Raw genomic sequence first — 14,020 nt, 5'->3', positions numbered from 1 at the left:
ACACGCAGATTCGTTTCGGATTCAGTTTTCAGGCGATCAAGCCTGGCAGGATGTTAAACCGATGGTTTGATATTTTCTGTAGCGATTTCGAGAAGCGTAGGCTTCGAAAAATCATGTTTGGTGGCGATAGCGGAGGGGTTCCACACGTACCCATCCCGAACACGACCGTTAAGCCCTCCAGCGCCGATGGTACTTGGACCGAAGGGTCCTGGGAGAGTAGGACGTTGCCAAGCACACAAAACCACTGTTGATTCTTCGACAGTGGTCTTTTTGTATTTTCGGGGAAGCCTTGTGGACAGCTTGTGAGTAGGTTGTGAGTAGGTTCCAGGTCTTCTTACAAGTCGCGTATAGTTATACACATGTGGATAGATTTAGTTTTTTTGATACTTCTCCCCAAATGATGTGGATATCCGGTAAAATAATGTGGATAGGCACGGTGAATTGGGGATAGACAGGGAAGGAGCCAAAAGTTATGGACAAGCACAGCAGTTTTTTGTGGACAGAGCAGTTCAGGGTTCAAGCAAGTGATACGGATTACCGGTCAAGGGGCAAGCTCTCCTTCCTGCTGGATATCATGCAGCGTGCTGCGGATTCGGCTGTAAGCAGTCTGGGGCTAAGTATGGAGAGTATGCTCAAGGCGGGAATGGGCTGGATGGTCATCACGCTTGATCTGAATCTGCAGCGTCTCCCATCCCCGGGCGAGCTTCTTGATGTACACACCTGGAGTAAAGGAAACAAAGGACCGCTCTGGCAGCGGGATTACCGGATCTATGATGCCCAAGGTGTAGAGTTTGCTTCGGCGCGCTCGATCTGGGCGCTTGTGGATATCGGGAAGCGGAGAATTTTGCGTCCGTCAGCCTTACCTATTGTTGTCGAGCCGTATGTAGAAGATTCCGTAGGCAGTCTGCCGGATAAAGTGATTATTCCATCAGAGCTTCCCTTGCAAGAGGTTTACCGTTATCAGGTAAGATATAGCGGGCTGGATAACAATAAACATCTTAACAATGCGCGCTATGCAGATTTATGCTGTGATGCTCTGGCGCTGGAGGAGTGGGAGGAGTTAGAGCTTACGGGGCTTCATATCACCTATGTCCAGGAAGCCAAGTATGGTGAGGAGATCAGTGTTATGCGTTCTTCTCTGACTGAAGAAGGGGTATATGTGCGCGGGCAAGGCGGGGGGCGGATCTTTTTTGAAGCTTGCCTGAAGCTTAGAAGATAGATTGATGTCTGAGAGAGAGGCTTACATAGCGTTAAATCTAGACAGTTACTCGAATTTCAGGGGAACTGTCTTTTGTCATATTTGCTATTTCCTTATATGTCACAAATACACAATTGTCATTCGTTATACAGGTGTAAAAGGAAAATGGAGGTGATTTCTTTGGAGCAAGGCAACCCCGGGGGCCCAATGAATCCAAATAAGATTGAAGAAGCCATTCATCAGGTACATGCAGGTGACAGGCAAGCTTTTACAACAATAATTACGGAATATGAAAGAAAGATTTACACGTATTGTTACTATCTCCTAAGGAGCCGTGAAGAAGCGGAGGATGCTGTGCAGGATATATTCGTTAAGGTGTATCAGCAGCTTGGGCGTTATGAACGGCGGGTTTCTTTTTCTGCCTGGCTATATAAGGTGGCTTATCATCATTGCCTGGACCAGCTTCGCAGGCGTAAGCGCCGCAGCCGGTTGCTGTCCCTTTATAAGCTGCAACTGATGACGCATCCACAAGCGTTGCCGGAGGAGTCGCCGGTAGACCGGATTTTTGAAAATCTCACTTCGGAAGAGCGGGGGCTATTAATCCTTCGTGTCATTGAACAATACAGCTTCGAAGAGATCTCAATGATTACCGGAAGCAGTTCGGCGGCGCTGCGCAAAAAATATGAACGGCTCCGTAAAAAACTGATTCAGCAAAAAGCGGATGAAAAGGGAGGGTGTGCTCATGGAGAAGTGGCAGAATCAAACTGAGAAGCAAATGCTGGAACGTTTTCGCAGCAGCGTCGGAAGAGTAGAGCTTCCTGTAGATAGCTATAATGAGCAGATTATGAACCGGATCGAATATTTGGAGACCAGAGGAGGAAATAAATTGCTTAAAAAGACGCTGGCAGCCGCAAGCATAGCTGTAGTGATAGGGTTAGGTACGATAACTGCAGGATTCATCTCCCCGGTATGGGCCGATACATTGAGTCAATTGCCCGTGTTCAGCAGTATATTCAAGCACACGGACAACCCGGGTCTGAAATTGGCCGCTGAACAGGGTCTGACCACATCGCCTAATATGAGTGTTACCAAAGATGGAGTGACGTTAAGTGTTACGGAAGTATTCTATGACGGAATTCAGCTGGCCATTGGATTTGAAAGAGCTGGAGTAACGGATGAGCGGGTGCTGGCGGAGATTACGAACTTTAAAACCGATGAGTTTGACCAATCGACCAAAGGGCTGCTAGGGTTGCCGGAAGTTACCCTGGAATCTGGGGAGAGTCTCGGCTTCGGTTCTTCTTCTACAGGAGACGTACAGGGACAACCAAACACCCTTTTATTGGAAATGAGAGAATTGTGGAATACATCAGCTCTCGGAGACGAATTCAAGGTAAATATCCGCGTACCGGTTGCCCAGATCGCCGAGCCGTTTGAGTTCCAGGTAACGGTGAAGAAACTTGCGGAAGGAATCATCAACCTTACCCCGGGCCAGGGGGCGAGCAAAGACTCCTTCTATTATAAAGTAAAGAGTCTGGACATCACGCCTGCTGCCATGAGGATGATCATCACCAGTGAAGGGGAAGTGCCTGCATCACCTGAGCAGACAGGGGAATATGGTCCAACGGAGGTATTCTATGAGCTTGTGGATGATGCCGGTAATGTGGCTACTTCCGCCCAAGGATATGCCTTGAGGAAGGCCGTTCAGCATCCTATTGTGGATAGTCTGTACAATATCTTCCCGCAACCACCCAAGACGATTACGGTCAGACCGTATACATTCACTTTGGATAATGAGCTGAAGCTCTTGTTGGATGACAATGGGAAACCGGTGAGAACTTATCATAAGGACCTTGAGAGCACTATAGTGATTCCATGAACCCGAGAACCGTGAAAACGGGAATGGGTAAGATAGGCTGAGCCCTTGTCCGCGTCTGCTGTGCAGATGCGGGCTTTTTTGAAAAATACCTGAGTCATCATCGAAGCTAAAGCCCCACTTTGTGGGGTTATTTTGCTGATTAGAGCAACGTTAACGGGATGTAGATTTCACTTACGGAGTTCGGATGGTAGGGGCCCAGATAGCCCTGGCCGTAGGATTCAAATTCATAAGAGAGGTTCAGACGGTAATCGGTTCTCGGCAGAAAAACGCCATAGATATATTTGTAAGTGGCAGAAACTTCGGCGGACGGCCCTGTATGCTTAAATCTAAGATAACGTGCTGGCGGCAAAGTATGAGTTGTTAAATTGGTGCCTGTTTGTTCGCAGCTCGACTGAACGGTAGTGCCGGCACATACAGATGCTAGGGTATTCAATTCGCAGGCAATGTGAAAGGAGATTCCCTGATTCTCATAGTTATCCGGCCAGTAGCCTACCTGGTAATATTGTTCTGGAAGCTTGCGGTCCGGGATAGCAGAAAGGCTGCTGAACAGCTGCTCCCATGCGGATCCGATGACCGACTGATCTTGCATAACGGTAATGAATGGCCCCTGAAGTCTGATTGCACCAAGCTCAATCAGGTCAGGAGAGGCGCCCTTCTGGTCTGACCAATGTGGTAAATCAGCCGGCTGTAAGGGATGAAGCAGCAGAGGGATGTCCGGGTTAGACTTGTGGCGGATATGGGTGGGAGTAGTGTGCAGCAGTCTTTTGAAGGCCCGGGTGAAGGTCTCGTAATCATTATAAGCATAGTCCAATGAGATCTCTTGAAAGGTCCGCTCGGGTCTGTCTAGAATATCCCTGGCCGCCTCGGAAATCCTCCTTCTTGCAATATAGTCGCCCGGTGTGAGTCCGGTAACCCCTTGAAACAGGCGGATGAAGTGGAACAAGGAATACCCAGCCTCTCTGGAGAGGTCCAGAACAGACAGCGGCTGCTTCAGATTCGATTCAATATATTGGGTGGCCTGCAGAATAAGCTGTCTGTTTTTCATGAAGTCCTCTCCTTTATGGTTACTCTACAGTCCACTCTCCCCATGAGGCAGCCCACGCGGGCACTCTAACCTGACGGACACGGTCGGTGGAGGGGAAATAAGCTTTGATATCAAGTACGGGCGTTCCCGGATAGGCATCCAGTCCGCTGACTTCAACAATTCCCTGATCCAGGTCAACGGATAGAATATGGGCAACCGTAAGTCCAATCGGATTAGGGCGGACCGGAGACCGGGTCGCAAAAACACCGCTTACCGGCGCATTATAGGGAGGCTCGATTTGCATAGTTTGCCGGAAGCAATCTTCTGCAAACTCATGAATCCACCACAGGATCTGGCAGTGGCTGAAAGCATCTAACCCCTTCAAGGCAGGTCTGTATTCGGGTCTAATCTCAAGTCGCAGGTTCTGCGGTGTTCCCGTTACTACTCCTACTGGTATAATATTATACGATTCTGAGGCGGGCATTGGCTGTGACTCCTTTCGGCTGGGGGATGATTCTAGTTTATCGGAAGGTAAGGGAATTCGGCCTGATGATAATTGCGGACTTGTATGTCATGGTATAATAGGTTGTTGATGACAGGGAGGGGTTTGGACGATGAAGGTATTAGTATTGGCAGAGAAGCCGTCGGTGGCCCGTGAGATTGCGCGGGTGCTGGGCTGTGGAAATAAACAGAAGAGTTATATGGAAGGTCCGAAATATGTGGTGACCTGGGCGCTGGGGCATCTGGTTGGCCTGGCTGAGCCTGAGGACTATAACAATAAATATGCAACGTGGGCGCTGGAGGATCTGCCGATTCTTCCAGAGAAGGCTAAGCTGAAGGTGCTGCGCGAGACCAGCCAGCAATATAAGGCTGTGCAGCAGCTAATGAAGCGGCAGGATATTGAGGAGCTGATCGTAGCAACGGATGCGGCGCGTGAGGGTGAATTGCTGGCCCGCTGGATAATGAATATGGCAGGCTGGAAAAAAACGTTCCGGCGGCTGTGGATCTCTTCCCAGACGGATAAGGCCATTAAGGAGGGCTTCGCTTCTCTGCGGCCTGGACGGGATTTCGACCGCCTGTATGAATCTGCACGCTGCCGTGCTGAGGCGGATTGGATGATCGGGCTGAATGTGACGCGGGCCTTAACCTGCAAGTTTGGCGCTCCGCTCTCTGCGGGGCGTGTTCAAACACCTACCCTGGGAATGATTATGGACCGGGAGAATGAGATTACCGGCTTCCGTTCCCAGGAATATGACCTGCTGACTGCGGATTTCGGGAATTTTCAGGCGGGTTGGCGTGCGCAGGGCGGGGACGGCCGGATTTGGGAGCGAGAGAAAACCGGCATTCTGAAGGATAAGCTTACAGGCCGCAGCGGACGGATCACCAAGGTGCAAAAGAGTGAGAAAAGCGAGCCGCATCCGCTGGCTTATGATCTGACAGAGCTGCAGCGGGATGCTAACCGCAAATTCGGCTTCTCGGCCAAACAGACCTCAAGTGTGCTTCAGAAGCTGTATGAACAGCATAAGCTGGTCACTTATCCGCGTACAGACAGCCGTTATCTGACCGCTGATATGACGGGTACGTTAAAAGAAAGACTCGACAGCGTGGGTGTCGGGCCGTATGCAGCCCTCGCTAGACCGCTGCTACGGAAGCCGCTGCCGGTCACGAAGCGGATTGTCGATGACAGCAAGGTCAGCGATCACCACGCGATTATTCCGACAGAGCAGACAGTGCTGCTCAATTTGCTGAGTGCGGAAGAACGGAAGCTCTACGATCTGATCGTAAGGCGGTTCATTAGCCTGTTCTATCCTCCGGCCCGTTATGATAACGTAGCTGTGACGGTAACCGTAGATGGTGAAAGCTTCTATGTCAAGGGAACTACCATCAAGGATGCAGGCTGGCGTGAGGTATACGGCGGAGATATGAGCTCGGATGACGAAGAGGAAAATGCGGGGGATGAACCCGCAGCGGGCAATGTAAAGCTGCCGGAGCTGCGGGAAGGCGATAGCGTGAAGCTTGCGCGCTGCATCATCAAGCCGGGACGGACCCAACCGCCGAAGCGCTATAATGAAGCCACGCTGCTGACGCAGATGGAGAAGCATGGGCTGGGGACACCGGCCACCCGCGCGGATATCATCGAGAAGCTGGTCAGCTCCGATACAATTGAACGGCAGGGCAATCTGCTGCATCCTACCGGCAAGGGCAAGCAATTGATTGAGCTGGTCTCTGGGCAGCTGCGCACACCGGAGCTGACGGCACGCTGGGAAGCGGAGCTGGAGAGAATTGCGCGCGGGCAAGGGCGCCCGGAGCCTTTTTTGCAGGGGATCCGGAGTATGGCCCAGGAGCTGGTGTCCGGGGTGAAGAACAGCGGAGCGGAATACAAGCCGCATAATGTCTCTAACAGCCATTGTCCGGAGTGTGGAACAAGGATGTTAGAAAAGAAGACCAAACGCGGCAAGCTGCTGGTCTGTCCGAAGGAGGACTGCGGCTACACCCGGGCGGGCGAGAAGCAGTTGTCAAACCGCCGCTGCCCGCAGTGCCATAAGAAGATGGAGATGAAGGAAGGCAAGGCCGGGAAGTATGTGCAGTGCCTCGGCTGCGGCATTACAGAGACGATGGATAAGGACCACAAGCATATTAACAAACGCGAGCAGCAGAAGCTGGTTCAGCAGTACAGCAAGACGGAAAGTGCCGGCAACAATCTTGGCGATCTGCTGAAGGCTGCGATGGAAGCGAAACAGAAGGGCAAGTAGCCGCAGGAAGCCAAAGTAAGGCTGTCTAGGGACGGCAGATATGTTTTACTGTAGATGATTGATACGGGATCAGGCGTTAGGGTTCCGCTAAATAGAGTAGGGCAGGTGGAGAAGTGGCAGCGGCTGAAGGGATAGAAGGTGTGGTGAAAGCGGCAGAGGCTCAGGGTACGAAGGGGAGCAGCCGGTTGTATTTTCTGGTGATAGTCTTTATGTTCTGGTTCTCTTCATATATCTATGTTCCGGTGCTCTCGCCTTATGTGGAGCATCTGGGAGCTTCTTATGTCATGGTAGGAGCGGTGCTGGGGATATACGGCCTGATGCAGATTCTGTTCCGGCTGCCGATAGGGATGGGTTCAGATGTGCTTAACCGGCGGCGGCCGTTCATTTATCTGGGGCTGATCGCAAGCGGGGCGAGTTGTCTGCTGTTCCTGGCAGGGGCACATCCGGGCTGGGCGCTGGCGGCGCGGGCGGTCTCGGGGATAGCGGCATCAGCGTGGGTCGTTTACTCGGTGATGTTCGCGGGGTATTTTCCGAAAGAAGAGGCGGGCAGGGCTATGGGTATGCTCCAGTTCACCACGGTGATTGCCCAGTTGACCAGTATGATGATCAGCGGGTATATCGTAGACCACTTCGGCTGGAATACCCCGTTCATCATCGGAGGGATTGTGGCGGTGGCCGCGATGCTGCTGGTCGTCCGTCTTCCGGAGCAACAGTTGGAGAAGCGCAACGCGATTAAGCTCAAGGATCTGGCCGGTGTCGTGAAGGAGCCGCTGCTGGTAAAAGTATCGCTGTTATCGGTGCTGGCCCATTGTGTGCTGTTCATTACGATGTTCGGCTACACGCCGAATCAGGCGCTCTATATTGGCGCGAGCAAGGGGAGTCTCGGCTGGCTGACGCTGGCTTTTATGCTGCCTCATGCGATAGCGACCCTCTATGGTGCGCGGCTGTTCGGCCGGTGGCTCGGGGACCGGGGCACGCTGATGCTTGGTTTTGCCGGAAGTGCGGTGTTCACGCTGCTCATTCCATCGATGCCAACGCTTGCGGCGTTATGTGTAACACAGATTGGGAATGGCTTTATGCAGGGACTGATCTTCCCGCTGCTGCTGGGGAAATCCGTTTCCGGGGTAGCTCCGTTCAAGCGGGCGACAGCTATGGGGTTCTATCAGGCGGTGTATGCGATTGGCATGTCCGGCGGTCCTTTTGTAGCGGGATGGATGAGTGCGGCGTACGGTCTGCGGGGAGGCTTCTGGCTGGGCGCCATGGCAGCGGTGCTTGCGGCAGTGCTGTCCTGGTTCTGGATCAGGGAGGCCGGAGCCGCAGGCGGGCGGAGCAAGAAAGAGCGGCAGTTGCAGGGCCGGTGATGTGAGGTTATTGGTTTTTTGCCGGAAAGGGTAATATAATAGAGAGCAGGGTAGGATGCTAGGAGGAGGGGCCGGAAGGATGGTCAAGGTTGTATTGCTGTGGTTCGCGCTGATCAACATTATCGGGTATGTAGTAATGTCGGAAGACAAGAACAAGGCCCGGAAAAGACGGGATCGGGTGCCGGAGAAAACATTGTTTCTGCTGGCGTTCATGGGCGGTGCGCTGGGTGTGCTGATTGCCATGTACCGCAAGCGCCACAAGACAAGGCATACTTCCTTCAGACTCGGAATTCCGCTGCTGCTGCTGCTGAATATGGTGCTGTATGGGTATTTTTTGAGGTAAGCCGCTTGAGGGCTTGGTAATGTTGTAAATAATAGAAAGAGGTGGCGTAAATGTTATTCTCTAAAATTCTGCTTGCCTATGACGGTTCAAAGGCTTCGAATCAGGCTCTGGAACGGGCGATTGAGCTGGCCAAGGTAACTCCAGGGTCCTCCCTGTACGTCGTACACGCATTTGAATTCCCTCGGTTCTTCATCGGGGAAGCTCTCGCGCCTCTGCCGGCATCGGTGAACAAGGATTATTATGACCTCGCGGTCCAGACTACGGATGAAGTGAAAAGCCGCCTGGAAGCCGAAGGTCTGAATGCTACGGTAGAATTGCTGCAGGGATCGCCTGCGGAAATTATTCTGAATTATGCCAAGGAACAGGATGCAGATGTGATAGTAATCGGCAGCCGGGGGCTGGGCGGTATCCGGGAATTCGTTCTGGGCAGCGTCAGCCATAATGTGGTGCAAAGTGCGCGCATTCCGGTGCTGGTTGTTAAATAATAGGAACTTTAGTAGAGGAACGCTGCGGCGTTCCCCTTTTTTTAGGCCGATTAGCGGGAATAAGATTTTCATTTATGCCCAAAAGCGAACAATTTGCAGACATGATATGACAATGTTCGTGTTTAAGTTGACATGATGTGTAGGGCGTTGTTAAACTGAATCTATGAAGAGCTCGTATAAAACCGGGGATAGGGCCCGGAAGTTTCTACCCGGTAACCGTAAATTGCCGGACTACGAGGAAATAGGATAACTGGAACGACAGCAGATAGCCTCCCCGCAGCCCGGGGCGGTGTTCCTGCATTCTCCTGCCTGTAAGGACGGGGAGTGTGCGGCTGCCGGGCGTTATCACCTGATTCCTTAGTAGTCCGGGTCCACCCGCAGCAGAATGCGTCTGGAGTCCGGGCTATTTTTCACGGTTCATGCGGGAATTGGCAGGAAACGGGACACACTGAAATCAGAGAAATCTCTATAACGGAAATGGAAGGCTGGGTGAACGATGTCTGTGCAAGTAGGTGTCATTATGGGCAGCAAATCGGACTATGAAACGATGCAGCATACCTGTGAAGTGCTGGAGGAGCTGGATATAGCTTATGAGAAAAAGGTTGTCTCTGCACACCGCACACCGGATCTGATGTTCCGTTATGCCGAGGAGGCGGCGGAGCGCGGCCTGCGGGTCATTATCGCCGGAGCGGGCGGCGCGGCGCATCTGCCGGGTATGGTGGCTGCTAAAACTACGCTGCCGGTCATTGGTGTACCTGTGCAGTCGAAGGCCTTGAACGGCATGGATTCGCTGCTGTCGATTGTGCAGATGCCTGCGGGCATCCCGGTAGCGACCGTAGCAATCGGCCGCGCCGGAGCTATCAATGCGGGGCTGCTGGCGGCGCAGATCATCGGCGCCTTCGAGCCGGAGGTAGCGCAGCGGGTGCAGCTGCGGCGCGAGGCGACTCAGCAAGAGGTGCTGGAAAGCAGCGAGAGTCTATGAGCCTGGAGGAGCTGAAGGCCGGACGGGTAGAGGGTGGCGCGGAGCAGGCTAAGGCTGAGCGAGGGATGAAGGCTGAAGGCAGAGCGGAAGGTGCCTGGGCGGAGCTCGCGATAAAGGCTGAAGGCAGAGTAATAGCTGCCGGAGCTGAGACGGAGCGGGAAGAGACCGCGGCACAACTGCCACGGACGCTGCTGCCCGGCGCAACGGTCGGCGTGCTCGGCGGCGGGCAGCTCGGGCGCATGATGGCGCTGTCCGGCAGCGCCATGGGCTACCGCTTCGTGGCGCTGGACCCGGCAAAGGATGCGCCGTGCGGGCAGATTACGCCGCAGATCACTGCGGCGTATAACGACCGGGACGCCGCGCGCGAGCTGGCGCGGCGCTCTGACGTCATCACGTACGAGTTCGAGAACGTGGACGCGGGCGTAGCCGCGCTGCTGACGGAGGAATCGTACGTGCCGCAGGGCAGCGCGCTGCTGTATACGACGCAGCACCGGCTGCGCGAGAAGGCGGCCATCGAGGCGGCAGGCGTGCCCGTTGCCCCGTACCGCAAGGTCGGCAGCCTGGCGGAGCTGGAAGCGGCGGCTGCTGCCCTGGGCCTGCCCTGTGTGCTGAAGACCGCCACAGGGGGGTATGACGGCAAGGGACAAGCCGTCATCCGCAGACCGGAAGAGCTGGCGGCAGCATTCCGGCAGGTCGCGCCGGGCGCGCAAGCAGATGTACCGGAGCTGGTGCTGGAGAAATTCATCACCTTCAAATGTGAGATTTCGGTCATCGCCGCCCGGAGTGCCTCGGGGGAGGTTAAGAGCTTCCCGCCTGCCGAGAACATTCATGTGGACAATATCCTGCATCTCTCCATTGTCCCTGCGCGGGTGCCGGAGGAGATTCAGCGGCGGGCCTGCGAGCTGGCGGAACGGATTGTCTCCGGCATGGAGGCGGTCGGGCTGCTGGCGGTTGAGATGTTCGTGACGGAGGACGGAGAGCTGTTCGTCAACGAGCTGGCGCCGCGTCCGCATAATTCCGGCCATTACACGATGGATGCCTGTGTGACCTCGCAGTTCGAGCAGCATGTGCGGGCGATCTGCAATCTGCCGCTGGGCGATACCTCGCTGCTTACTCCTGTAGTCATGGTGAATGTACTCGGCGAGCATCTGGACGGAGCCGTTCAGGCAGCCTGCCGTGCGAATGAAGAAGTGAGCAGGCTTGGAGTATCACCCAAGCTTCATATATATGGTAAGACCGAGAGCAAAACCGGCCGTAAAATGGGCCATATCAACCTGCTTTGCAAGGATACCGGCGACGGATTGTCCTGGGTAGAGCAAACTAACCTTTGGAGGAACTGACAAGCTATGATTGAACGTTACAGCAGACCTGAGATGCGGGCCATTTGGACCGAAGAGAATAAATTCAACGCGTGGCTGGAGGTTGAGATTTGCGCCTGTGAGGCGTGGGCCGAACTGGGAGTGATCCCGCATGAGGATGCCGCGAAGCTGCGTAAGGATGCCAAATTCGATATCGCGCGGATTGATGAGATTGAACTGGAAACGCGCCATGATGTGATTGCTTTTACCCGTGCCGTATCCGAGAGTCTTGGCGCAGAGCGCAAATGGGTGCATTACGGACTAACCTCGACAGATGTGGTCGATACGGCGCTGGGTTACCTGCTGCGTCAGGCCAACGAGATTCTGGAGCAGGATATTATCCGGTTCATTGAGATTCTAAAAGACAAAGCCATCGCCTACAAGGATACCCCGATGATGGGCCGTACCCATGGCGTACATGCCGAGCCAACAACATTCGGCCTGAAGATGGCGCTGTGGTATGAGGAAATGAAGCGGAACCTGGAGCGTTTCCGTCATGCCGCCAATGGCGTACAATTCGGCAAAATCTCCGGGGCCGTCGGCACCTATGCCAACATCGACCCGTTCGTGGAAGAATTCGTCTGCCGCAAGCTGGGCACCAGCCCGGCACCAATCTCCACGCAAACCCTGCAGCGTGACCGTCACGCGGAATACATGGCGGCGCTGGCACTGGTTGCCACTTCCCTGGACAAGTTCGCTACCGAGATCCGCGCTTTGCAGAAGAGTGAGATCCGCGAGGTCGAGGAGGCTTTTGCCAAGGGTCAAAAGGGTTCGTCCGCGATGCCGCACAAGCGCAACCCGATCGGCTGCGAGAACATCTCCGGCCTGTCGCGTGTGATCCGCGGCCATATGATGACAGCTTACGAGAACGTGCCGCTGTGGCATGAACGTGATATTTCGCATTCTTCCGTAGAACGGATCATCCTGCCGGATGCGACCATGCTGCTGAACTATATGCTGAACCGCTTCGGCAACATCGTGAAGAACCTGACTGTATTCCCTGAGAATATGAAGCGCAACATGAACCGTACCTTCGGCGTTCCGTTCTCCGGCCGCATCCTGACCAAGCTGATCGACAAGGGCTTCAGCCGCGAGCAGGCGTACGACACCGTGCAGCCGCGCGCGATGCAGGCTTGGGAGGAGCAGACCCAGTTCCGTGACATCGTGGAAGCCACCCCGGAAATCACTGCCGTGCTTAGTGCGGAGGAGATCGAGGATGCGTTCAATCCTACCTGGCATCTCAAGCATGTAGACACCATCTTCCGCAAGCTGGAACTAATCTGATTTTTTTAAAAAAAGGTAAGTCAGTGGTGAACTGATGAGCTGGAGAAGAGTTGGGCGGAGCGACGGGGATGTTTGTTCCCTGGAAGCGAAGCAACAGGGGAGTAAGATTAGCTATTAGGGTCAAAGGAGGAACGGAGAGGAATTTTGGAACTGGAAGAAGCGAAGCGTTCGCCTGAAAGCTTTCCGAAGGAAAGCTCGCTACGGAAGCATATGCTATGGTCAGATTTCTACCACAGCCTGTGGTTAAATCAGAGAAATATGACCATAACAGCGATCGGAAGTCCAAAATTTCCGCAGTGACCCTATTAACCCGAAGGTGTAGTCAATTCCTTGATGCGAAGCGCAGGAAACAAGCCTCCCAAAGCTTTTAGCCCAAATATAAGCAAGATCATTTGTTCAAGGGAGGAAAGGTCATGACATCATCGGCCGTATCCACTGCCGTGGAACTAGTAAATGCGCCGCTGCTCTACAAAGGCAAGGTTCGTGAGCTGTATGATTTGGGGGATGAGGTACTGATCGTGGTGACAGACCGGATCTCCGCCTTCGATTATGTGCTGGACCCGGCGGTGCCGGACAAGGGGAATGTACTGAACAGGCTCAGCGCCTTCTGGTTCGGCCAGACCCGGGAGCTGATCGAGAACCATGTAGTGCATATCGAGGTGGACAAGCTCGGAGATATTGTGAAGGACCGTGAAGCGCTGAAGAACCGGATCATGGTTGTCCGCAAAGCCGAGCGGATTGATATCGAATGTGTCGTGCGCGGCTGCATTACCGGGGGCGGCTGGCGGCAGTACCAGGAGACCGGTCAAGTCAACGGCATCGAGCTTCCCAAGGGACTGCGGAAGAATGCGGTGCTGGCGGAGCCGATTTTCACACCTGCGGCTAAGAATGATGTCGGTCACGACGAAGACATTCCGTTCGGGCAGATGCAGGAGCAGATCGGCGCAGAGCTTGCACTGGAGCTGAAGGAAAAGAGCCTGAAGCTGTTCGCTTTTGCCAGAGCCTATTGTGAAGAACGCGGCATCATCCTCGCCGATTGCAAATTCGAGTTCGGTCTGCTGGACGGTAAGGTGATTCTGATCGATGAGATTTTCACGCCGGATGCTTCCCGCTTCTGGGCCAAGGACAAGTACGCACTGGACATCGAGATCGACAGCATGGATAAGGAGCCGGTTCGCACGTACCTGTCAGCCTCCTCCTGGGACAAAAACAGCACGCCGGACCCGTTGCCGCCTGAGGTCGTCGAAGAGACGTCGCGCCGGTACCTGGATATCTATCACCGCCTGACCGGGAAGTCCTTATAGATTTATTTTAGTTGCATTCTCTAATGTAAGCCTAATTCAGTTCATTAAACTC

13 protein-coding genes, 1 rRNA gene and 1 riboswitch are annotated in these 14,020 nt (G+C 54.0%); of the genes, 12 read left to right on the top strand and 2 right to left on the bottom strand.

The genetic code is table 11. From position 1 onward, the window contains the following. Positions 1–116 precede the first annotated feature (116 nt). From rrf to MKX42_RS31070, 4 genes are all read left to right on the top strand, one after another. A 5S ribosomal RNA gene (gene rrf, locus MKX42_RS31085) occupies positions 117–233 on the top strand. 239 nt (positions 234–472) lie between these two features. Further along, positions 473–1,219: an acyl-[acyl-carrier-protein] thioesterase gene (locus MKX42_RS31080; RefSeq protein WP_340757233.1), complete on the top strand. Its 747-nt coding sequence runs from the start codon at positions 473–475 to the stop codon at positions 1,217–1,219. A 72-nt stretch (positions 1,220–1,291) separates the two neighbouring features. Then, positions 1,292–1,966 carry an RNA polymerase sigma factor gene (locus MKX42_RS31075; protein ID WP_340757231.1) on the top strand — a complete coding sequence of 225 codons (675 nt, stop codon included), beginning with the start codon at positions 1,292–1,294 and terminating at the stop codon, positions 1,964–1,966. Further along, positions 1,941–3,074 carry a DUF4179 domain-containing protein gene (locus MKX42_RS31070; RefSeq protein WP_340757229.1) on the top strand — a complete coding sequence of 378 codons (1,134 nt, stop codon included), beginning with the start codon at positions 1,941–1,943 and terminating at the stop codon, positions 3,072–3,074. Before MKX42_RS31075 ends, MKX42_RS31070 begins: the two co-directional genes overlap by 26 nt. A gap of 139 nt (positions 3,075–3,213) precedes the next feature. Here MKX42_RS31070 and MKX42_RS31065 read toward each other — a convergent pair whose 3' ends face one another. Next, a complete protein-coding gene (locus tag MKX42_RS31065; RefSeq protein ID WP_340757227.1) occupies positions 3,214–4,119 on the bottom strand; it encodes a helix-turn-helix domain-containing protein in 906 nt (301 codons plus the stop codon). A 19-nt stretch (positions 4,120–4,138) separates the two neighbouring features. Next, positions 4,139–4,582 (bottom strand): tRNA (N6-threonylcarbamoyladenosine(37)-N6)-methyltransferase TrmO, encoded by a 444-nt coding sequence (tsaA, locus tag MKX42_RS31060; protein WP_340757225.1) that lies wholly within the window; start codon positions 4,580–4,582, stop codon positions 4,139–4,141. 130 nt (positions 4,583–4,712) lie between these two features. Between tsaA and MKX42_RS31055 the strand changes: the two genes are divergently transcribed. The 8 genes from MKX42_RS31055 to MKX42_RS31020 all read left to right on the top strand — a co-directional run bounded on the left by MKX42_RS31055 (position 4,713) and on the right by MKX42_RS31020 (position 13,968). Continuing rightward, positions 4,713–6,851: a DNA topoisomerase III gene (locus MKX42_RS31055; RefSeq protein ID WP_340757223.1), complete on the top strand. Its 2,139-nt coding sequence runs from the start codon at positions 4,713–4,715 to the stop codon at positions 6,849–6,851. A 113-nt stretch (positions 6,852–6,964) separates the two neighbouring features. Next, the gene (locus MKX42_RS31050; protein ID WP_340757221.1) at positions 6,965–8,212 is read left to right on the top strand and encodes an MFS transporter; all 1,248 of its coding nucleotides are present in this window, start codon (positions 6,965–6,967) and stop codon (positions 8,210–8,212) included. A 79-nt stretch (positions 8,213–8,291) separates the two neighbouring features. After that, a complete protein-coding gene (locus MKX42_RS31045; protein WP_036693313.1) occupies positions 8,292–8,555 on the top strand; it encodes a DUF1294 domain-containing protein in 264 nt (87 codons plus the stop codon). Positions 8,556–8,605: 50 nt separating this feature from the next. After that, on the top strand, positions 8,606–9,040 hold the full coding sequence (locus MKX42_RS31040) for a universal stress protein (protein ID WP_209992053.1): 435 nt from the start codon (positions 8,606–8,608) through the stop codon (positions 9,038–9,040). A gap of 152 nt (positions 9,041–9,192) precedes the next feature. Continuing rightward, a riboswitch (purine riboswitch) is annotated at positions 9,193–9,294 on the top strand. Positions 9,295–9,536: 242 nt separating this feature from the next. Beyond that, complete coding sequence (gene purE, locus MKX42_RS31035; protein ID WP_036693310.1) at positions 9,537–10,022, top strand: 5-(carboxyamino)imidazole ribonucleotide mutase; 486 nt, start codon at positions 9,537–9,539, stop codon at positions 10,020–10,022. Further along, positions 10,019–11,362: a 5-(carboxyamino)imidazole ribonucleotide synthase gene (gene purK / locus MKX42_RS31030; RefSeq protein WP_340757218.1), complete on the top strand. Its 1,344-nt coding sequence runs from the start codon at positions 10,019–10,021 to the stop codon at positions 11,360–11,362. Before purE ends, purK begins: the two co-directional genes overlap by 4 nt. A 6-nt stretch (positions 11,363–11,368) precedes the next feature. Next, entirely contained in the window at positions 11,369–12,664 is a 1,296-nt protein-coding gene (purB, locus tag MKX42_RS31025; protein ID WP_209992051.1) for an adenylosuccinate lyase, read from the top strand. 413 nt (positions 12,665–13,077) lie between these two features. Continuing rightward, the gene (locus MKX42_RS31020) at positions 13,078–13,968 is read left to right on the top strand and encodes a phosphoribosylaminoimidazolesuccinocarboxamide synthase (protein WP_340757217.1); all 891 of its coding nucleotides are present in this window, start codon (positions 13,078–13,080) and stop codon (positions 13,966–13,968) included. The last annotated feature ends 52 nt before the right edge of the window (positions 13,969–14,020 follow it).

The organism is Paenibacillus sp. FSL R7-0204 (assembly GCF_038002225.1).
Taxonomy (GTDB): Bacteria; Bacillota; Bacilli; order Paenibacillales; family Paenibacillaceae; genus Paenibacillus_AQ.
Note: the sequence above shows the minus strand (reverse complement) of the source record. Positions and strands in the feature narration are given on the sequence as shown.